The 18,588-nt window shown below is 53.5% G+C and carries 23 protein-coding genes and 3 pseudogenes; 10 read left to right on the top strand and 16 right to left on the bottom strand.

Features of this window, described 5'->3' with window-relative positions; translation table 11 throughout:
- Nucleotide 1 precedes the first annotated feature (1 nt).
- The 8 genes and pseudogenes from D1159_RS08585 (at nt 2) to D1159_RS08555 (ending at nt 4,790) form a co-directional block, all read left to right on the top strand.
- Nucleotides 2–790: a hypothetical protein gene (locus tag D1159_RS08585; protein ID WP_161845256.1), complete on the top strand. Its 789-nt coding sequence runs from the start codon at nt 2–4 to the stop codon at nt 788–790.
- An 83-nt stretch (nt 791–873) separates the two neighbouring features.
- Complete coding sequence (locus D1159_RS08580) at nt 874–1,170, top strand: hypothetical protein (protein ID WP_161845255.1); 297 nt, start codon at nt 874–876, stop codon at nt 1,168–1,170.
- A gap of 13 nt (nt 1,171–1,183) precedes the next feature.
- The gene (locus D1159_RS19590) at nt 1,184–1,291 is read left to right on the top strand and encodes a DUF3846 domain-containing protein (RefSeq protein ID WP_243152192.1); all 108 of its coding nucleotides are present in this window, start codon (nt 1,184–1,186) and stop codon (nt 1,289–1,291) included.
- Between the two features lie 12 nt (nt 1,292–1,303).
- Nucleotides 1,304–1,555: pseudogene (locus D1159_RS19585) on the top strand (DUF3846 domain-containing protein); the annotation flags it as partial.
- Between the two features lie 288 nt (nt 1,556–1,843).
- A complete protein-coding gene (locus D1159_RS08570; RefSeq protein ID WP_161845254.1) occupies nt 1,844–2,173 on the top strand; it encodes a hypothetical protein in 330 nt (109 codons plus the stop codon).
- Between the two features lie 11 nt (nt 2,174–2,184).
- Entirely contained in the window at nt 2,185–2,340 is a 156-nt protein-coding gene (locus D1159_RS08565) for a hypothetical protein (RefSeq protein WP_161845253.1), read from the top strand.
- Nucleotides 2,341–2,381: 41 nt separating this feature from the next.
- Entirely contained in the window at nt 2,382–3,911 is a 1,530-nt protein-coding gene (locus D1159_RS08560; protein WP_161845252.1) for a recombinase family protein, read from the top strand.
- A 105-nt stretch (nt 3,912–4,016) separates the two neighbouring features.
- The gene (locus tag D1159_RS08555) at nt 4,017–4,790 is read left to right on the top strand and encodes a Fic family protein (RefSeq protein ID WP_161845251.1); all 774 of its coding nucleotides are present in this window, start codon (nt 4,017–4,019) and stop codon (nt 4,788–4,790) included.
- 68 nt (nt 4,791–4,858) lie between these two features.
- Here the strand turns inward: D1159_RS08555 and D1159_RS20200 are convergent.
- The 16 genes and pseudogenes from D1159_RS20200 to D1159_RS08475 form a co-directional block, all read right to left on the bottom strand.
- Nucleotides 4,859–4,990, bottom strand: a pseudogene (locus D1159_RS20200) (manganese catalase family protein); the annotation flags it as partial.
- 42 nt (nt 4,991–5,032) lie between these two features.
- Complete coding sequence (locus tag D1159_RS08545) at nt 5,033–5,227, bottom strand: hypothetical protein (protein WP_161845250.1); 195 nt, start codon at nt 5,225–5,227, stop codon at nt 5,033–5,035.
- A gap of 12 nt (nt 5,228–5,239) precedes the next feature.
- Nucleotides 5,240–6,793, bottom strand: a complete 1,554-nt coding sequence (locus D1159_RS08540; RefSeq protein ID WP_279280018.1) for a recombinase family protein — start codon at nt 6,791–6,793, stop codon at nt 5,240–5,242.
- A 257-nt stretch (nt 6,794–7,050) separates the two neighbouring features.
- A complete protein-coding gene (locus tag D1159_RS08535) occupies nt 7,051–7,908 on the bottom strand; it encodes an ATP-binding protein (RefSeq protein WP_161845248.1) in 858 nt (285 codons plus the stop codon).
- Complete coding sequence (locus D1159_RS08530) at nt 7,905–8,630, bottom strand: replication initiator protein A (protein ID WP_243152190.1); 726 nt, start codon at nt 8,628–8,630, stop codon at nt 7,905–7,907. Before D1159_RS08530 ends, D1159_RS08535 begins: the two co-directional genes overlap by 4 nt.
- 142 nt (nt 8,631–8,772) lie before the next feature.
- Entirely contained in the window at nt 8,773–9,111 is a 339-nt protein-coding gene (locus D1159_RS08525; RefSeq protein WP_161845247.1) for a cysteine-rich VLP domain-containing protein, read from the bottom strand.
- Nucleotides 9,108–10,496: a MobQ family relaxase gene (mobQ, locus tag D1159_RS08520; protein ID WP_347563662.1), complete on the bottom strand. Its 1,389-nt coding sequence runs from the start codon at nt 10,494–10,496 to the stop codon at nt 9,108–9,110. Before mobQ ends, D1159_RS08525 begins: the two co-directional genes overlap by 4 nt.
- Before the next feature lie 107 nt (nt 10,497–10,603).
- Nucleotides 10,604–10,876, bottom strand: a complete 273-nt coding sequence (locus D1159_RS19165; protein ID WP_202621005.1) for a hypothetical protein — start codon at nt 10,874–10,876, stop codon at nt 10,604–10,606.
- 5 nt (nt 10,877–10,881) lie between these two features.
- On the bottom strand, nt 10,882–11,343 hold the full coding sequence (locus tag D1159_RS08510; protein WP_161845246.1) for a sigma-70 family RNA polymerase sigma factor: 462 nt from the start codon (nt 11,341–11,343) through the stop codon (nt 10,882–10,884).
- Nucleotides 11,344–11,350: 7 nt separating this feature from the next.
- Nucleotides 11,351–11,803, bottom strand: coding sequence for an RNA polymerase subunit sigma-24 (locus D1159_RS08505; protein ID WP_161845245.1), 453 nt, complete (start codon nt 11,801–11,803; stop codon nt 11,351–11,353).
- Nucleotides 11,804–11,876: 73 nt separating this feature from the next.
- Nucleotides 11,877–12,314 (bottom strand): sigma-70 family RNA polymerase sigma factor, encoded by a 438-nt coding sequence (locus D1159_RS08500; RefSeq protein WP_161845244.1) that lies wholly within the window; start codon nt 12,312–12,314, stop codon nt 11,877–11,879.
- Between the two features lie 402 nt (nt 12,315–12,716).
- Nucleotides 12,717–13,322 (bottom strand): cytidylate kinase-like family protein, encoded by a 606-nt coding sequence (locus D1159_RS08495; protein ID WP_161845243.1) that lies wholly within the window; start codon nt 13,320–13,322, stop codon nt 12,717–12,719.
- On the bottom strand, nt 13,319–14,662 hold the full coding sequence (locus D1159_RS08490; protein WP_161845242.1) for an MATE family efflux transporter: 1,344 nt from the start codon (nt 14,660–14,662) through the stop codon (nt 13,319–13,321). Before D1159_RS08490 ends, D1159_RS08495 begins: the two co-directional genes overlap by 4 nt.
- Entirely contained in the window at nt 14,643–14,963 is a 321-nt protein-coding gene (locus D1159_RS08485) for a hypothetical protein (RefSeq protein ID WP_161845241.1), read from the bottom strand. Before D1159_RS08485 ends, D1159_RS08490 begins: the two co-directional genes overlap by 20 nt.
- A 159-nt stretch (nt 14,964–15,122) precedes the next feature.
- Nucleotides 15,123–15,530 (bottom strand): annotated as a pseudogene (locus tag D1159_RS08480) (manganese catalase family protein); the annotation flags it as partial.
- Nucleotides 15,530–16,003, bottom strand: coding sequence for a spore coat protein CotJB (locus tag D1159_RS08475; RefSeq protein ID WP_161845239.1), 474 nt, complete (start codon nt 16,001–16,003; stop codon nt 15,530–15,532). The gene D1159_RS08475 and the pseudogene D1159_RS08480, both read right to left, overlap by 1 nt.
- Before the next feature lie 386 nt (nt 16,004–16,389).
- Here D1159_RS08475 and cdaA point away from each other — a divergent pair, with 386 nt between their 5' ends.
- Together cdaA and D1159_RS08465 are read left to right on the top strand one after the other, a co-directional pair.
- Nucleotides 16,390–17,277: a diadenylate cyclase CdaA gene (cdaA, locus tag D1159_RS08470; protein WP_161845238.1), complete on the top strand. Its 888-nt coding sequence runs from the start codon at nt 16,390–16,392 to the stop codon at nt 17,275–17,277.
- Nucleotides 17,255–18,490 (top strand): CdaR family protein, encoded by a 1,236-nt coding sequence (locus D1159_RS08465; protein WP_161845237.1) that lies wholly within the window; start codon nt 17,255–17,257, stop codon nt 18,488–18,490. Before cdaA ends, D1159_RS08465 begins: the two co-directional genes overlap by 23 nt.
- Nucleotides 18,491–18,588: the final 98 nt, after the last annotated feature.

Below are 18,588 nucleotides of genomic sequence, written 5' to 3'. Positions count from 1 at the left end.
CATGGATAATACAAAACTCAAAGGCCGTATGAGCGGCAAGGTTCAGGAGTTGCAGCAGCCCATTGAAAATCAGAGTATCACCGCTGCCTCTGCGCCGGAAACCTCTCTGGCTCCGGTGGACTCTACCTATCTGGCCCTGACCAACAACGCCCTTGACATCATCCGGGCCAACCTGAAAAGCCAGCCGTTGACGCTGGATCTCTTTGACATCGTGAAGTCGCCCTCCGGCGGCTCCACTGTGTTTGAGGTTCCGGGCTTGGCGGGGAACGAAGCCGCAATGGAGCTGTCTGGCATCATTCTGGACTACACAACCCCGAGGGCCTATTGGGATACGCCCGATCCGGTGGAGAGTACGCCGCCTGTCTGCATGAGCCAGAACAGCATCATTTCCCACGATGGGAAGTCCTGCGCTCTTTGCCCCTACAATGACTTCGGCTCTAAGGATGGGGACAGCAACGCCAAGGCGTGTAAGGAATCGGTGCTGCTGTTCCTGCTCCGGCCCAACAGCATCATCCCCCTGCTGGTGCGTGTCCCCGTGACCAGCAAGCCCCGGTTCCTGAAATACTCCACTCGGCTCCTGAGTACCCTGACGCCGATCAGCAGCGTGGTCACAAAGATCACCTTGGAGAAAGCCACCAGCAAGCAGGGTAAGCCCTACGCCCTGTTCAACTTCCAGACGGTCGGTACTCTCAGCCCGGAGGAAGCGGCTCAGGCTAAAGCGTTCGGGCAGCAGTTCATGGAGATCGTGAACGCCGCCCAGTTGGTGCCGGAGCTGGCCGAGGCCAGCTAAAACAGGATACGCTATGATGGCCCGGTGTCCCTGCCTGATGGTGGGGATGTCGGGTCATTTAGCTTTTGGAGGAGAAGATATTATTGAAAACACTTGAGATCTATTTTCGTGACTTAATACCGGAAGCACAGAAGGCTGTTCTTGAACTGTTCGGAATCCGATCCCCAGAGGATGCCAACTGGGACAGCTTCCCGATCTTTGTTTTAGAGTCGATGGACAACCAGGATTTTGAATCTGCCTGTCCTTTGGGTGGAGACATCGCCAACGACTGTACTGACTGTATATACGCCGGCGACTATCAGTTCGAGCGGGAAACAGGACAATGCATCCGAAGATCAAAGCCGGATGGAGCAAAAGGATCTCGGAAAGATCAAATATGAGGAAGTGGCCGCTATGCAGATTTTAGTAGTTGAGCCGGAGTGCAGACCGGAAGTGAGGGACATTGACGGATCGCTGAAAACGATGCAGGAAATCGTGGGCGGTCTGATCCAGCCCATCTAACTCGATGATTCTGTCGCCTTGGTCTGCAACGATGAGGGCAAGCTGATGAACCTGACAGCGAATCGTAGACTGAGGGACAAGGACGGACAGATATACGACATCGTATTCGGGACGTTCTTCCTGTGCGGTGCTCCGGCTGACTGCGATCACTTCACCAGCCTGACTACAGATCAGATCGAGAAGTATCGGAAAAGGTTCTATACCCCTGAAATGTTCGTGAGCATGGGCAATCACATCGTCTGCCTGCCGTTGGAGGTGGATTGAGAAGATGAAGTCTGAGATCGCAGTTCTCTCGGAGCAGAAATTTGAACACATATACGGATGAGGGAGGTTGTTCGGTGATGAAAAATATATCTGAACACCGAGCTGTCAAACTGAGCTGGGATAATGTTCGTGACATTGTATCAGATGAGATCATGGACATCCTGGGGCTTCGCATCCAATGCAAGATCAACGTGGCAGATGGATCGTTTTGGGATGTGATATTCAACGGATACCGTCTTCCCCTTCCAAAGCTCTGTCAGCTCCTACAGGAAATACCGATTCCTGATTATGGTCGGCGAGGGAGACTGCGGCGGCGGTCTGCCCACGCTTCTGCGCACCCGGCTCAAAACCAAACTCCACAGGTCGGTTTATGTGGAGCTGGCCTACTACAAGGACGGGAAAGGCGTGGTCAGACAGTGCTGCTACTATGACAGGCAGTACCAGCGGCAGAACGTCAAAATCACGCCGCCGATGCTGATAAGCTGCTTCTTTCCCTACACCCGGGAGGGTATCCTAAATCTGCTCAACCACGAAATATGCTGTGACTTCACGCATATTATCGTAACGGATGGAATCGACATTGATTCCAATACTACGCCCCTGTGCGGGGCTGTATAGGAGGTATTACGATGGCTAATCTCAAAGATGAATACACGGACGTAAAAGACCGAAAGCACCGTGTAGAGCACATTACCGTCCATGAGGAAGATCCCGCTAATCGGGAACGGCTCAAGGAGGAACTGTTTCTGGCTTTGACCAGGACGGAAAAACGTATTCCCGCATAGCAATCATCTATATTTTACCATGAGGAAAGGGGGTGTGTCAAATGGCAATCGTACTCTACGCCCGTAAATCTGTGGAGCGGGAGAACAGCATCAGCTGCGAGACTCAGCTGGAATATTGTCGGTCTGTTATAAAGCCCGATGAGCGGGACGAAAAAATCATAACCTTCGTGGACAACGGCTTTTCTGGCGGCAACGTCAACCGTGACGGCTTTCAGAAAATGATAAAAATGGTGCGGCAGGGGAAAGTAAAGAAGGTCATTGTCTACAAGCTGGACCGTATCAGCCGTTCTCTGTCTGATTTTGTGAACATTTTGCAGGAGTTTAAGGAGCATAAGGTAGAGTTCGTGTCCTCCCAGGAGTCCTTTGACACATCCTCACCTTATGGTGAAATGATCGTCAAGCTCCTGATGGTGTTTGCCGAGTTCGAGCGCACGTCCATTATCAACCGTGTCACCCAGGCATACGCCCACCGGAGCGAGATGGGGTTCTACATGGGCGGCAGGCAGCCCTACGGCTTCGAGCTGGTTCCGACTGTCATCCACAATGTCAAGACCAAGAAGCTGAATCCCATCCCCGCTGAGGTAGAGCAGGTGCGGTACATTTTCGAGGTTTACGCCCAGGAGAGCATATCCCTGCGGCGGCTTCTGGATATCCTGGTGGCCGAGGGAAAGCAGCCCTTGAATGGCAGCAGTTGGACAACGGCAAAGCTGTCCACACTGCTAAAGAACCCTATCTACGTCAAGGCCGATTCCGACGTGTACGACTACTATGACCGCCACGGCGTTCAGATGGTTACGGACGTATCTTTGTTTACTGGGGAATACGGAGCACAGCTCTACGGCCATACCAAGCACGACCCGGATGCACCCGATTGGTCGGATATGAAACTGGTGCTCCTGACCCATTACGGTATCGTGGATTCCGACATCTGGCTCAAATGCCAGCGAAAACTGGAGAAAAACCGGCAGATCGGGAACAGCGTCAGCAACCCCACCAGTTGGCTGGCGGGGAAGGTGGTCTGCGAAAAGTGCGGCCATACCATGACCACCATCAAGGGGAAGATCAACAAGAGCGGCGAGATACGGAGGTACTTCAACTGTACCGGAAGATCCCACAAGAAAACCTGTACAGGGCCGAATGTGACGATCTACGCCGAGGACTTGGAGAACATGGTTTACGAGTGTATTTCCGAAAAGCTGGCAGACCTGAAGGAGATGAACCGCACCACCCGAAAGGGAGACACGGCAGAGGTCAACGAGCTGAAGCTGAAGATCAAGGCTATTGAGAAGTCGGAGAAACAGCTTTTGGACACTATGCTGGCGGGTGGATTCAACGATGACCTGCTGGCTCTGGCGAACCAGAAGGCCACCCAGCTCAAGCGGGACCGGATGGCACTGTATGAGCGGATAGAGGACTTGAAGAGCAGGGAGGATGAAACCGATGTTGTTGTCAATCTGGCGAAGTCCTGGAGGACAGCCGACTACAAGCGTAAAAAGTCTGTCGCTATGATTATGATACATAAGATCGTTATCAGCGAGGACGGCAGCACGAAGGTGCTTTGGAACATATAGCAAGACCGCCGGGGCTACACGCCCTGGCGGTTTTCTGTATGCTGACTGTTGATAACTTCATCGTTTTGTGGTAAAATCAATACAACGAAACGAGGGAGGGCAGATATGGCTATCAAAGACCTGCTCAAAAGAATTGACGATTGCGCGGCTGTGATCCGTGCGTACCGTCCGCTTTCCGAAGCGGAGGTAAAGGAACTGGACGCTTACTACCGCATTGGAATGACCTATAGCTCCAATGCGCTGGAGGGGAATTCCCTGACCCTCTCTGAGACAAAGGTGTTGCTGGAGGACGGCATTACCGTGGGAGGCAAGCCTATCCGGGATTGTTACGAGGCGACTGGTCACGCCAGGGCCTACGACTATATGCTCACATTAGCCAGGAGCGGTAGCCTTTCAATCACAGAGGATGTCATCCGGCATTTGCACTGCCTGTTTTACAATGGCATCGACCCGGAGACAGCAGGGGAGTACCGAAAAGGGCAAGTGTTCATCACAGGAACCGACTACGTCCCGCCCACCGCTGAAGACGTTCCTCAATGTATGGCACACTTTGCGGCGGAGCTGGCAGAGCGGCAGGAGAGCCTTCACCCAGTAGAACTTGCCACTTATGCGCACCGACGTTTGGTGGATATTCACCCGTTCCAGGACGGCAACGGAAGGACTGCCCGGCTGTTGATGAACCTGATCCTGATAAACCAGGGCTATTGTATCGTGTCTATCCCTCCGGTGCTGCGGCATGACTACATTGTGGCGTTGCAGCAGGCCCAGCGGGAGAAGAATCCCTCTGATGAAGCCTTTGTCAAGCTGATCGCGGAGTGTGAGATCGAAGCCCAGAAGGATTACTGCCGGATGTTCCGTATCAAGCTGCCGACACCATGAATCCTACGCAAATATCCCCTATAGGCCGCCGCCCACAGGGGATAAAATCTGCTTAAATCAGTATGGTTTGCTTCGCCAAAGCGCTGAAAATGGACGACCTCCCGTTCCCGCAGGAACCGAATGACATCAGAGACATCAGGGTCATCAGATTGGCGGAGAATATTGTCGTAGGTAACGCGGGCTTTTTGCTCTGGTGCAATCACGAAAGTGCAACTTCGTGCAGAAAATGGCGAAAAATCGAGTCAAATGGTATCCGCAATGCAGTCAATCTTGCGCTGGAGGCGTTCCAGCGTCTTTTGCAGCGCGGCCCGGTCTACGTTCAAATCGCTGGCGGACAGGTGGGCCAAGGTCAGCATTTGCTCCAGAGTGCGCTCAATCTCGCCCAGGGCTTGGTCAACGGATTGGATGGACTGTTCAAATTCTTCTGTGGGCTGCATGGGATATGCTCCTTAAAAGTTCCAATGGATTTCAATGGGAACGTCTTTGGTTCCAGGGATGCGTTTCCCAACAGTGATGTGGTCAATGAGAATTTCCACGATTTCCCGTGTCAAGTGTTCCAGATTTACATACCGCTCCACCAGGGCTTTTCGGTTATCTCCTACGGCGATCCTGTCCTCCAATTCCGCAAGCTGCCGCTGGCCGTCCAGCAGGACGTGCTCCAGCCGGGATTTTTCGCTGGAAAACTCTTTGGAGAGGGTAGAGAAGTCGCTCTCATTGAGCAGGCCCTTGACCTTATCCATGTATAAGTCCCGCAGTCCCTTGGTGTACTCGGCAATCCGTTTCTCATAGGTAGCAAGGGTGTCCAGGAGCTGCTTTTTCTGGCCTTGCAGGTTTTCGCAGAACTCGATGCTCCGCTCCAACTCGTCTTTGTCCAGATACTCCGCCGCCAGCCGGTTCAGCTCGTCAATCACCATCCGCTCCAGCTTTTCCACGGAAATGAAAGAGCCGATGCAGGCGTCTTTTGCCACATGGCGGTTGGAGCATTGGAGATAGTGCCGCCCACGATTTTTGGTGGAACGCATGGTGTAGCCGCAGTTGGCGCACCGGGCTTTCCGGGCGAACAGCCCCACAGTGCCGCAGTCGAAGGGTTTGGCCCGCTCCGCGACCATGGACTGAACCCGGTTCCAGAGGGGGCGGTCGATAATGGCCTCATGGGTTCCCTCCACACGATACCACTCGCTTTGAGGGCGGGGTTTGTTTTGCTTGGTCTTGTAGGACACGCTGCCATATTTGCCTTGCACCATGTTGCCAATATAAATCTCGTTGGTGAGCATATCGGTGATAGCAAAATACTTCCAGAGAGTGCTGTTTTTCCGCTTAGGCTGCTGGTAGCGCAGGCCGCGGAGCCGCTTGTACTCGGTGGGATTGGGGATACCACGGTCGTTGAGCATCCGGGCGATGGCCGTTTTACCATAGCCTTGGGAAAAGAGGGTGAACACCTCCCGGACAACGGCGGCGGCCTCGTCATCAATGAGCAGATGGCCTTTCTGGTCGGGGTCTTTTTTGTAGCCATAGAGGGCAAAGGCCCCAATGTGAAAACCATTCTGCCGCCGGTTGGTGAGGACGCTGCGGATGTTCTCCGACATATCCTCCAGATACCACTCGTTCACCAGCCCGTTGATCTGCCGGGACTTCTTATTGCCCTTGTTGGCGGTGTCGGCGTTGTCCACGATGCTGACAAAGCGGATACCCCAAATAGGGAAGAGGCCATGGATGTACTTTTCTACCAGCTCCAGCTCACGGGTAAAGCGGGATTGGGTCTTACAGAGAACAATGTCAAAGCGGTGAGCCTTAGCGTCCTCCAGCAAGCGGTTAAATTCGGGCCGTCTGCGGTCTGAACCTGTGTAATCATCATCACTGTAAAGGTTATAAACTTCCCACCCCTGTTCCATCGCATATTGCAACAGCATAGCCTTTTGGTTCTGAATGCTGTTGCTGTCGTCGGTTTCAAATTGCTTGTTTCTATCTTCCTCGGATAAACGGCAGTAAATTGCTGCTTTCATAGTCATATCTCCTCAGAGATAGGACAAGCTGTTTCCTGCTTACAGTATAGCACAGAGGAAACAGCTTGTCACATTATTTTTGCTCGATGGTCTGTTTTCTTTTTTCCAGCTGATTGATTAGCTCAGTCAGCTTGTGCGTGAAATTTTCACGGGTGGTTTCTGTGGTTCCGTCTTTGAAAATACTTTTGCATAGCTCCTGTGTCTGCAAATAACATCACCCAGCCTTTCACAACAGCCTATGCGAAATTGCCTGTCCATTAGTCATCTGCGGCAGGGGAGAGGGCTGGTGGTTCCATCAGATTTTTCAAACGTGCTAGCTTGTCCTGCGCTGTGGCCCTGCGGAAGTTCTCACCGGAAAAGCGGATGGGAGCGCACATCTCCAACAGCCGGTCATAGATACGGGCGTGGGCGGTGTCCTGGGGGTGCTGCAAGTCTTGAAGGGAGAGATTCGTGGTGACGATCAGCGGCCTGCGGCTGCGGTAGCGGCTGTCAATCACGTTGTAGACCTGCTCCAAACCGTACTCCGTCCCGCGCTCCATGCCGAAGTCGTCCAGTATCAGCAGCGGGGAGCGGCACAATCTGGCTATGTACTCGTTGCGGCCCTCAAAGCTGGCGGTCAGGTCGTTCAGTATCAGGGCAAAGTTTGTCATGCGGACGGCCACTTCCTGTTCCATCAGGGCGTTGGCAATGCAACTGGCAAAATAGCTTTTACCAGTCCCCACGCCTCCCCACAGCAAATAGCCGATGTTCTCCGCCTGCATGGTCGGCCAGTTCTCGACATAGAACTGGGCGTGTTTCATCTGCGGGCATTTGCCGTTGTCATTGGCAAACGTCCACTCCTTCATGGCGGGGTTGGTAAAGCCCTTGCGTTTCAAGTCGGCCACGGCCCGGTGGTGACGGTGGGCCTCCTGTTCCGCCGCCTCCCGGTCAAACCTCTCCTGCTCACAGCGGCAGGGATGGGGGAGCAAGCGGCCCTCCATCGGCGGGGCCTCCATGCGAAACTGTTTCGGGGTGCGGCACCTGCCGCAGTACAAAAGCCCGTCCTCGCCGGTGTAGTCCCCCGGTTCCAGCCGGGTCACGGTCATGCGCTTGATGATGCTGTCAAAATCATTCATAGGCTCTCGCCCTCCTTGCACGAATAGTCGGAAACGCCCTTACCGTTGCGCCTGTCCTCCTTGGCCCAGCGGCGAATAGTGGCGGCGTGGCTCTTGTAGGTCTTGCCGGTGGAGGCCATGTATTCAGACAATCGCTCGATGTACTCCTGCCAGACGGTGGGGAAGTCGGCTTGCAGCTCGGCAACCTCGGCCTCCGTCAGAAAGACATTCTCATAGCGGCCCAAAATGTGGGCGCTCTCACTCACTCCACTCAAGTTATTCTTTAAGTTACTATTACTTATTTTATTAGGGGCCGGTTTTCCGGCCATCTGACGATCAGTTTTCCGGCTATCGGAGGGCCGATTTTCCGGCTGTCTGGTGGCCGGTTTTCTGTCCATCAGACGGCCAATTTCCCAGCTATCAGGCTGTTTCACATAGATGCGATTGGGCATCCCATTCCCACAGCGCCGCCGCTCGATCAGCCCCGCCGCCTCCAACTCGGTCAATGCGGTCTTGACGGTGGTGGGGCCTTTGTCCACCATGTCAGCCAGCTTGTTGAGCGGAAAAACTACAAAAATGTTTCCGTCCTCGTCTGTCCAGCCGTTGGCGCGGGAGAGGTTCGCCCTGTCCAGCAGAACGGCATACAGCAGCTTGGCGGTCTGCGTCAGGTCGGCCCCCAGCAGGAAACGGGGGAAGGGTAGATATGGCAGCAGTTTTGCGTCGGTTTTCATGTAGTCGGACATAGGGGTACGCTCCTTTGTGTCTGGCGGTGATTGTAACGCCTTTAGAGGGCTGTTTTAGGGGTTGGGAATGAAAAGTATCAGCCCCCCTATCGACCACGCCCGGAAAGCCTTGAACAATCAGGGCCGTTCGGGGCCTAAAGCGTTACATACCAGCCCTATGGCGGCGCACTCGGTCACGGGTCTTTCGCCGCCGCTCCTGTTTTGAGCAATCAGGGCAGTATTTGGCTCGGTTCGACTTGGGGATGTACCAGCCGCCGCACAGGACGCATTTCTTCATGTTCTCCCGATAGAGCAGGGCGGCGCACAGGCTTTCATCCAGCGGCAGCACAGCGGCCCGGAACCAGCGGCAGATCAGCGAGTAGGAAATGCTTTGAACACAGACACATTCCTCCCCGTCATCCAGCAGGAGGCAGTTGCCGTCCTGGTAGTTGCAGCACTCATGCACCAGCCGCCGGACAGCCCGATATTGCTGATAGGTCATCGCTCCTGTTCCTCCCTGCGCTGTGTCTGGCCCTCTCTGGCAAGGCGCTCGGCGGTTTTTTTCAAAATCTCAACCGCCTTAATGTCCTCACGCATGGAGCGCATTTGGGCCTCGGCCCTCCACACCTTGGGGGTGATGGCCTCGCCGGAGGCTTTCAGCGTGTCCAAGTAGCGGACGGCGGCATCGAACAGGGCAAGGTCGGCGCTGTGGCGCTGCTCGAATTGCTCCCGCTTTCCCGGTGCAACCTTGTCCAATTTCTGGCGGACGGGCTTATATTTCTGATACTGCGCCCACATTTCCAGTCGTTCCGTCAGAGCGGAAATGCGCCGCTCCTTGCTCACGATTTTGCCGCGCAAGTCGTAATAATCGCTGTTCATGGCGGCAACCTTGTCAAACAATTCCGGCATGGATTTGATGCCGTTCTCCATCAGAAAATTGAAAAGTTTTGCGTCCGCTTGGAGTGCTTTAACCTTGCCATAGCGGGAAGTCGGGGCGGTGTCCTGCTTTGCCTGAAAAAGAAAATCCATGATGCTCTCCCGGCCCTGGGGCTGGGTGGACTGCTCCCTGCTCCAGTTGTAGAGCCGGGTAATGCGGGCTTTGATTTCTTTCAGCAGCTTGTTGTCAGCGGCGATTTCCCGGTTAATGTTCCCTTTATCGGTGACAATGCCCCGACGTTCCATCTGGCTGGCGGCTGGCCCCATGTGAACGGTGGGAATTTTATCAACACCCTGGCGCTTGTAGCTGCGGTGGTCGATGTGCTCCGGCCTGCCTGCGGCCTCTAAAGCCCGGTTGGTATAAGCGGCCCACGCCACCCGCCACTTCTCGGCGTTGCCCCGCTGGTTCCAGTCGGTGGTGTCCTCCCGATGGCTTTTCCAGCCGCCTTTGCCGTCTGGGATGCGCTGGCCCTGGCTGTCCAAATCATAAACCTTGCGGCACTTCGCGCCCCACTTGCCGTCCTCTCGAATGGGCCGGATGGTGAGCATGATGTGAGCGTGAGGGTTGCCGGTTCCCTTGTCGTGGATAGCGAAGTCGGCGCACATTCCAGCATCCACAAAATTGTCTTTGACGAAAGAACGGACAAGGGCAAGCTGCTCCGCCCTGGATAACTCAACCGGCAAGGCCACTTCAATCTCCCTGGCAAGTTGGGCATCGCTGGATTTCTCTATCTGCTCCACCGAGTTCCAGAGGGTGGAGCGGTCTTGAAACTCCGGCGGGGCGTGAGAGGGCAGCATGATTTCTGTGTGGACAACGCCGCCCTTGCGGGTGTAGTCATGGGTCAAGCCGTCCCACTCGTTCACCAGCTTTTCACCGCTCCGATAGGCGGCAGCGGCCACAGCGGACTTGCCTTGGCTCCGCTGAATGATTTGGATGGGACAATGAAAAATTGCCGTAAAAATGCACCTCCTTTCAGTGCTGGATATTGGCCCCGCCGGAAAGTGACAGCCGGGTCGCGGGTGTCACTTTCCGGCGGGGGTGCGGGGGTTTGGGGGTGTCAACCCCCATCGCGTCCGTAGGACGCAACAGCCCCCGGCAGGGCGCACGACACCGGCCACGGTGTATAAGTGCGCTGTTCTCCAAACAGACTCCCCCCGTTCCTGGCGTTTTGCGCTTTCTCCGCAAGCTCCGTTGCCCCCGGCAGACGGGACAGGGCGATAAGCCGGTGCGTCCTGGCCCGGTGTTCCTCGCTTCGCTTGCGGTTCAGTAAAATCTTCTGTCGGTTCTGCAACTGACCGATTTTCTTCTCAACCTCCTGGGGCTTGTCCACGGCTATCAATCCTCCTTTTCCAGCCAGCCATTTTTGGCAAAAATCTTCTGTAATTTTTTGAGTGCACCGGTCGCGCTATCGCTGGCACAACTCCCGCTGATGCCCTCATCCGCCGCAATCTCCCGGAATTTCTTTTTCAAAACATACCGGGCATGGAGCCGCCGCGCCTGGGTGGGGGATAGCTGTGAGATGGCCTCCGCCAGACGTTCCAGCAACAGTTCTTCAGCGGCCTCGTCAATCTCCCGGATCATCAAATCTTCCGGGGACTGCACCAGGAACATGGCATGGTTCTCAATGCCAGGACTGCAATCCATAGAGTAAACATGATAGTAGCTTTTCCGGCCCTCCTGCCGGTCCTCATAGAGCCGACATTCCTCCATGACGGCGGCAACCTCGTCCGGCACTTCAATGAATGTGTCCTTTGTGTAGAGAGGGTAGTAGTGCTTTCGCAAATTGATAACTGCCATGCCGCCCTCACTTTCCCTGGGGATGGTCTGCGTAGTAGCGGCGCAGATTGCACAGGCCACGGCGGATAGAGAGGCACACGTTACTGTTGTGAACACACTCCCGGTCTGCGATCTGCTGCTGGGTCAGCCCGCCCAGGTAGTAGGCGCGGATGCGGCGGGCCTGGGTGGGGGTGGCATAGGCAAGGGCTTCCCACAAGGCAGCGGCCAGCCGGTCACGCTCGGCCCGTTCCTCCGCCAGCATGATAAGCTGTTCCGGGGACGGGCTGTGTTCCAGTGCATAGTTCTCCGTCCACTCGAAAGCGTTCAGCGAGTAGTAGGCCCGGTGATACCGCTTGCGGCGCTCATAGTTCCGCATTTCTCTGACGGACTGGCACAGCACGTCAAAGACTTCCTCGCTGACCTCCACCAGCTTGTCCTGCTCATAATGGGGATAGTAGAGCCGCAGATTGATGATTTTCATATAGCCTCCTAAATGACAGGAGGGACAAGCAGCCGAAACTGCTTGTCCCTCCCGGTGATGGAGCAAACGCCCCTCACCTTATAGCCCACTTAGGGGGGCGTTCGTGGGGGCAGTTTTGGAAAAACTTTTTGAAATTTTTCCTCACCGCCATGATGCTGTCACGTACTGCGTACTTGGAGCAACCGCACATTTCAGCAATCTCCACATAGCTGAAATCGTACAGCGCATAGAGCAAGAACCGCTCCCGCTGGGCATCGGTGCAAAGCGCCAGCACCGTCAGAATTTCATCCAGCGTTTCCCGCTGGCAGACCAATTCCTCCGGGGTGGCGCAGTAGGGCAAGCGGCCCTCGGCGGCGATTATGTACTCGTCATATTCGCGCCCATCCCAATACCGTTGACGCTCCCGGTAAAGTTTCCTGTTGTTCCGCTTGGCCTGTTCCAGATAGTCGGCAACCTCGGCGCTGACCTCCACAGACACAAACCGCCCGTTGATTTTGATGGTAATTTCCATCGTCCTTTCCTCCGTTCAGATTTTTTGGGTCTGAACGGAGGGGGCGGGGAGCGACAGCGAGGCTGGCATCGCTGGCCCGGAAATAGAAAAGCGCCCGCATGGTGCAAGACCATTCGGGCGCAAGGCATAACAGTATGAGCCGTCAGAAAACGATTATTTTTGCAAACATGGGTAGGGAATGCCGCTGCAAGGGGCAGGCTTTTTTTGATAAGTGCCTATCTACCTTTAATCGCATGGCGGCATCCTCCTATATGCCGCCGATAGATATAAAACCGGCGGCTTTAATTTCTTAAAACCGCCGGTTGAAGTATCTCATTGCAAATTAAGCGCACGAAACTGCCTGCCCCAATCAACGGTTTTTTTATTTCTCCGTTGAGGGGCAGAGTATTTTGTATGACAGGATTACTTGCCAAAAAGTTTTGTAAGAGCTATTGCAATCTCCTTGATTGAGGTATTTGTTGTATTAACGCACAAGTCATAGTTGGTACGATCACCCCAGGTTTGGTCTGTATAAAATCCGTAATACCGTGACCGTTGCCGGTCAACTTCTAAAATGCTTTTCCGCAGTTCTTTATCAGTCAGTATTTTCTGCGTTTGCTCCTTTTGACGGCATCTCTCGATTTTACTTTCCATGTTCGCATACATAAAAATGCGGAATGGATGGTATTCCCGCAAAATGTAGTCCGCACATCGGCCAACAATCACACAATCCGATTTTTCAGCCATTTCGCGGATAACTTGGCATTGCTGCTGATAAAGCAACCTGCTTTGCTCAAGCATCGGGCTGGGAAGCGTGTGAAGCGTTCGGCCTATATGAATGGGAAATGATGCAATTGGCTTTTTTTCAAGCATTTGCTGAACATATCGTTCCGATAATTCTGTCTTTTTTACGATTGCTTTAATAATTTCCTGATCGTAGTAGGCAACGCCCAAATTCTCTGCGAGGCGGCAGCCAAATTCACGGCCGCCGCTCCCAAACTCACGGCCAATTGTTATAATTCTTCTCATACTTTATCCATCCTTTCTTTCGGTAACTGTGCCGTATATTTTGCCATCAGTATAATTACACAGATGGCAACAATCAACTCTGTAAGCGGCATAGAAAACCATATTGCATTGCCTCCCGCCATGGCAGGCAACATACAAATTAAGAAGCCGCTAATTAATGCACCTCTGGATACAGAAACCGCAAATGAGGCAAACGGTTTCATTAATGCTTGAAAGTAATAGGTAGAAAAAACATTCAGTGGCAGCAATAGAAACGATAAGCCATAAGCGCGGATAATGTTGGGAGCTATGGCAAGGATTTCTTTTGTTGGCGTCATAAAAATGCGGACAAAAAGGTTCGGTGTAAATTCTGCCAAGGCAGTCCAAATCACTCCAAATACAACCGCTGTTCCTAATGCGTATTTCAAAATTTCGCTGATGCGTTCTCCTTTTCCTGCGCCGAAGTTTGTTGAAATCATAGGCTGACTTGCCTGCCCGATGCTGTAGGCGCAACACTGAACAAAAGTGCTGATATTGATAATAATGCCGTATATGGACAATGCATCAGTATTCAGATACTTCAACACCTGCCGGTTGAATAGCATCGTCAGAATGCCCATAGCTACATCAATGAAGAATGTAGAAAACCCAGTTACACTAATGGTCTTCAATTTTGTAATCAACCGTACAGGCTTTTCCAAATGAATGGATCTCTGTTTGCTGCGAAAATGGGTCAGCATAATCAACAACGAAGAGACAGACCCCATAGCAGTAGCGAGACCAGCGCCCATAATGCCCATATTCATCGCAAAAACAAAGAAATAATCGCCAAATATATTGAAAACTCCACCGAATAGAACAGCTTTTGTTGCAAGCCCCGGATTGCCGTCATTGCGCAGGAATGCCGAAAAAAATTGAGTAAACAGAAAGCTGGGGACAACAGCCTTAATTGGCAGAACATATTGTCTTGCCAAGGGCATCAAAGTTTCTTCCGCACCAAACAGCACAAGGAGGCTTTGGTCAAAGAAGATAACACCAAGCCATGCAATAGCAGCCAAAGCTGTAACCCCAATCAAAGCGGCAGTAAAGTATTCATTGGACTGCTTTTGATTTTCTTCCCCCTCTCCCCGCAACGTCGAAAAGAGGACGGAACCTCCAATTCCCATCAGAAGCCCTAAACTGTAGATGATATTCCAGACAGGGGCAACAACAGCTAAAGCGGCTGTTCCGTTTGGCCCCTGATATTGCCCAACCATAGCCATGTCGACAACGCCGTAAATAGATGAAATCAATGCGCTGCCAAAAGCGGCAGAGAGATATTTAAGGTACATTGGTCTGATTTTACTTGTGAGAAAATCCATATCGCATCCTCCTCCAAATAATTGCGTTCAGATATTTTGCTGGATAAACACAATACCTTTCTGATCTTTGGTTGTAGTTTCGTTGCACGAAAAGCAAAAGGGCTGGATAAGTCGCAGACATTTCAGCCTGTGCCTTATCCAGCCCATCATTTCCTATTGAATGACTGGCCCTCCGAGCAAGCACCCTTATTATACAGGTTATATTCCCATTGTCAAGACTTTTTTCAGGCGGCGGCGGTTCTATCGTCAGGTCGGGGAGGTAGTAATCGTCCACTTTCACATAGTCCGATTCGATTTTCATTGCAAATCAGTTCTCCTAAAAACTGGATTGGAAACAGCTTGTCCCATCGAAAATTTTAACAGGTTGTCCTTACACCATCGCCGTCGGAAAAGGCTCGTCCTACCAACAATCCAATGTTTTCAAGGCTTTCCGGTCTTGTTGCGCTTGCGCTATCGTCCCATCCGCCGCCAAATCTTCTGTCAGGTCACAGATAATATCTCCCTTTACGCCGATGTAGGCGGCGGTCCAGGGGGAGCCGGCGGCAGCGGCGGCGTAAACACTGGCGCCGTGGTCGGTGAAATAGGGGGCAAAGTTACCCATACGGGTGTCATCGGGGGAGAGGTTGCGGGTGAGCTGATGGACAATCGCCCCAATCATTTCTAGATGCCCCAATTCCTCGACGCCAATGTCTGTAAGCAAACCCTTTAACTCTGGGTAGGGCATGGCGTACCGCTGGCTGAGATAGCGCAGGGCAGCGCCAAGCTCCCCGTCTGGCCCGCCGTACTGACTGATAATGAAAGATGCGAGTTGAGGGTTGGTATTTTTGATTTTAACGGGATACTGCAACTTTTTCTCGTAGACAAACATCAGCGGGCGCTCCCTTCGTTGTAGTTCCAGGGCCAGGGATCGGACAGCCAGGCGGACCAGGACTGGGCGAATGCGGTGGAACCCTGCATCAGCGGGCCGTTCATACTCTCGTATTTCTCCCGGCCCTCCCGCTCCAGCGCGGCATATTGCTGATAGAGGGCGAAGGCATCCGAATCGCTCTGGTGGGTGTCCAGATACTCGCCAAGTTCCGTCAGGACGAATTCCAGGGCTTGGAGCTCGCCGAGGGGGCCGTTAACGGCATTGACAGCATTTTCCTTTAAATGGAAGGGAAGGTTCAGCCCGGGGAAGAGGGTGCCATTATTCAGGGCCTCCTGCTGGGAATAGCGTTTTGAACCTGGCTGTTGAAAAGGGACATAGGGGACGGCCAGTGGGGCACAGTCCGGCAGTGTGCCAGAGCTGTCAGTGCAGCGCCCGGCAGTTTGGGAACGGGCTGCATTGCTCTCAGAAAGCATGGGGAGACTCCTCCTTAGAGATGGAATTTTGGGGCGGCGGAGAGTGCCGCTTCCTGTACCTATCCTATGACGCTTGAAACAGAACGGCTTTCCTCACCTCTGAATGCCGGATGCAACGCCAGCCAAAATCACTCAGAAATCATTAAAAATAGGGCGAAAAAGTGACAGTTTCCGGCAGAAAATATTTTCTTCCGGAGGGAGGAGGGGCAGATTTGATGGGAATGAGTCAGACGGGCAGAAAATTTTAAAGAAAGTTAAGAAGGATTCGTATTGCCAATTAACTGGAAACACAGTATAATAAATAAGTTAAAAAGGAAGGAAAGACCTGGGCGATCCCAACAGGACGGCGGAAAGGGATCCCTGTCTAAAGCGGGGAGATATTTGAGATGGAGCAGCTATACGAAACCTTTCAGGGCCTTTTGAATTATCTGCGCCTGATACATGTCACAGATGTAATTGATATCTGTATCATGGCGTTTATTATTTACAAATGCATTACCCTTGTCCGGCGTACCAGCTCTGGCCAGGTGGCAAAGGGCGTCCTGCTGGTGCTGGTGGTATTGTGGTCTTCTCAGTTTCTAAGGCTGAATACCTTGAATTTCTTTCTCGGCCGGGCGGTAGAATGGGGTGTCTTGGCTCTGGTGGTCCTGTTCCAACCGGAGATCCGAAAGCTGCTGGAGCAGGTGGGCAGCAGCCGGCTGGGGGATATGTTCAGCCATGCGGAGGAGCCCAATGAGATTGAGCAGGCGATTCAGCAGACGGTGGAGGCGTATACCGCCCTGTCCAAAAGCAAAACCGGCGCGTTGATGCTCTTTGAGCGCAAGAACCAATTTGACGACGCAATCCGGACCGGCACTGCTTTGGACTGCTCGGTAAGCAGCGAACTGCTGAAAAACCTGTTTTGGAACAAAGCGCCCCTGCACGACGGGGCGGTGGTCGTTCGCAACGGCCGCATTGTGGGGGCGGGTTGTGTGCTCCCGCTGTCTGGAAATGTAAATCTGTCCAGGGAGCTGGGCATGCGCCACCGGGCGGGGATTGGGGCCAGCGAGCACTCCGATGCGGTGGTGGCCATTGTGTCGGAGGAGACCGGGTCTATCTCTGTGGCGGTAGGCGGTATGCTCAAGCGGCATCTGGCTCCCGATACTCTGGAGCGTGTGCTGCGCAACGAACTGATACCCCAGGGGACAGAGCAGGAGGGTCAAAAGCCCAAGCTCTTCAGCTTGCTGAAGTCCAAGAAGGGAGGCGGCCAAGATGGAGAAGAGACGGGAACATAAATGGCTCTATATGATCCTGGCGCTGCTGGCGGCGGTGGTGCTTTGGCTTTATGTAAGCAACGAACGCAATCAGGACATGGACTTGACTATACGAAATATTCCAGTGACCTTTACTGGTCTGGAGCGGCTGGAGGAACGGGGACTGCTGATTACCGAGGGCGCAGAGCAGACCGTTACGCTCAACGTGCGGACCAACTGGCGTACGGCGGGAAAACTGAGCCGGGATACCATCAGCATTAGTGTGGACGTGTCCAATGTGACGGCCCCCGGCCCCTATAATACAGGGTATAAGATTAACTATCCGGTTTCCAGCAGCAGTGTGAGCACCATTGGCTCGGAACAGAGCGTACAATATGTGGTGGCTCGCCGGATTGAACGGCCAGTGGAGATAAGAGGGCAGTTCAACGGAGACGTGGCGGAGGGATTCCAACTGGGAGAATTCTCCATTGCGCCGGGAACCGTAACCGTAAGCGGCCAGGAGGAGCTGGTCAACCAGGTGGAATATGCTCTGGTTACGGTCAACGGGGCTGGGGCCATAAAGGAGAGCTTTACGGATAATATGTCCTTTGAGCTGATTGGCAGCAACGGCGAGGTATTGGACGCCGAAAAGCTAAACCTGGAGATGGATGTGGATACGGTGCAGGTGACCCTTCCCGTGGTTAAGCTGAAGGAAGTAGAGCTGACGGTGGATGTGGTCAGCGGCGGCGGTGCCGCCCGTGAGAACGCGGAGATCAAAATTGAGCCGTCTCACATCACGCTGTCCGGCAGTGAGGAAGATCTGGCCCGGATTGATAAAATTAATCTGGGGGAGATTGACCTTCAGACAATCTATGATGAGGAGAGCCTGTCGTTGCCCATTCCGGTGAGCAATAAGGTAGAGAATGTCAGCGGTATCACTGAGGCAAAGGTCAAGGTAAAGATTGACGGTCTGACCACCCGCAGCCTGGAGGTGGGAGTGGATGAGATCCAATTCTTCAACCGGCCGGAGGGCTGTGCCGTTGAGGCCATGACCCAGTCCGTGCAGGTAGAGATACGGGGCGAGGCCGACGCGGTAGGGCGGGTCCTGCCCTCTCAGCTGCGCATTCGGGCTGACCTGTCAGACGTCGTTATGGGGAGCCAGACTATCCCGGTAGAGGTCGATCTGAATGGTGAGGACAATGTAGGCGTGGTAGGGACAAGCTATCGAATCGTCGTCAATATCAAACGGGAGTGACCGTCTATGGGACGGACGTATGCTGCGTCCGTCCCATAATGGCACCTTTTTGGCCGTGTCTAGGCGCTGGCCAGTAAACTGACTCTAAATGTTCTGAT

Source organism: Pseudoflavonifractor sp. 524-17, from assembly GCF_009935845.1.
Classification (GTDB): domain Bacteria; phylum Bacillota; class Clostridia; order Oscillospirales; family Oscillospiraceae; genus Pseudoflavonifractor_A.
The sequence above is the reverse complement of the archived record's forward strand: the minus strand, read 5'-3'. Positions and strand labels throughout refer to the sequence as shown.

Bases quoted from the DNA above. Each gene is read 5' to 3' on its own strand.
- D1159_RS08585 (WP_161845256.1), top strand. From the start codon at position 2: ATGGATAATACAAAACTCAAAGGCCGTATGAGCGGCAAGGTTCAGGAG.
- D1159_RS19590 (WP_243152192.1), top strand. From the start codon at position 1,184: ATGCAGATTTTAGTAGTTGAGCCGGAGTGCAGACCGGAAGTGAGGGAC.
- D1159_RS08570 (WP_161845254.1), top strand. From the start codon at position 1,844: ATGGTCGGCGAGGGAGACTGCGGCGGCGGTCTGCCCACGCTTCTGCGC.
- D1159_RS08565 (WP_161845253.1), top strand. From the start codon at position 2,185: ATGGCTAATCTCAAAGATGAATACACGGACGTAAAAGACCGAAAGCAC.
- D1159_RS08560 (WP_161845252.1), top strand. From the start codon at position 2,382: ATGGCAATCGTACTCTACGCCCGTAAATCTGTGGAGCGGGAGAACAGC.
- D1159_RS08555 (WP_161845251.1), top strand. From the start codon at position 4,017: ATGGCTATCAAAGACCTGCTCAAAAGAATTGACGATTGCGCGGCTGTG.
- D1159_RS08545 (WP_161845250.1), bottom strand. From the start codon at position 5,227: ATGCAGCCCACAGAAGAATTTGAACAGTCCATCCAATCCGTTGACCAA.
- D1159_RS08540 (WP_279280018.1), bottom strand. From the start codon at position 6,793: ATGAAAGCAGCAATTTACTGCCGTTTATCCGAGGAAGATAGAAACAAG.
- D1159_RS08535 (WP_161845248.1), bottom strand. From the start codon at position 7,908: ATGAATGATTTTGACAGCATCATCAAGCGCATGACCGTGACCCGGCTG.
- D1159_RS08530 (WP_243152190.1), bottom strand. From the start codon at position 8,630: ATGTCCGACTACATGAAAACCGACGCAAAACTGCTGCCATATCTACCC.
- D1159_RS08525 (WP_161845247.1), bottom strand. From the start codon at position 9,111: ATGACCTATCAGCAATATCGGGCTGTCCGGCGGCTGGTGCATGAGTGC.
- D1159_RS08510 (WP_161845246.1), bottom strand. From the start codon at position 11,343: ATGGCAGTTATCAATTTGCGAAAGCACTACTACCCTCTCTACACAAAG.
- D1159_RS08505 (WP_161845245.1), bottom strand. From the start codon at position 11,803: ATGAAAATCATCAATCTGCGGCTCTACTATCCCCATTATGAGCAGGAC.
- D1159_RS08500 (WP_161845244.1), bottom strand. From the start codon at position 12,314: ATGGAAATTACCATCAAAATCAACGGGCGGTTTGTGTCTGTGGAGGTC.
- D1159_RS08495 (WP_161845243.1), bottom strand. From the start codon at position 13,322: ATGAGAAGAATTATAACAATTGGCCGTGAGTTTGGGAGCGGCGGCCGT.
- D1159_RS08490 (WP_161845242.1), bottom strand. From the start codon at position 14,662: ATGGATTTTCTCACAAGTAAAATCAGACCAATGTACCTTAAATATCTC.
- D1159_RS08485 (WP_161845241.1), bottom strand. From the start codon at position 14,963: ATGAAAATCGAATCGGACTATGTGAAAGTGGACGATTACTACCTCCCC.
- D1159_RS08475 (WP_161845239.1), bottom strand. From the start codon at position 16,003: ATGCTTTCTGAGAGCAATGCAGCCCGTTCCCAAACTGCCGGGCGCTGC.
- cdaA (WP_161845238.1), top strand. From the start codon at position 16,390: ATGGAGCAGCTATACGAAACCTTTCAGGGCCTTTTGAATTATCTGCGC.
- D1159_RS08465 (WP_161845237.1), top strand. From the start codon at position 17,255: ATGGAGAAGAGACGGGAACATAAATGGCTCTATATGATCCTGGCGCTG.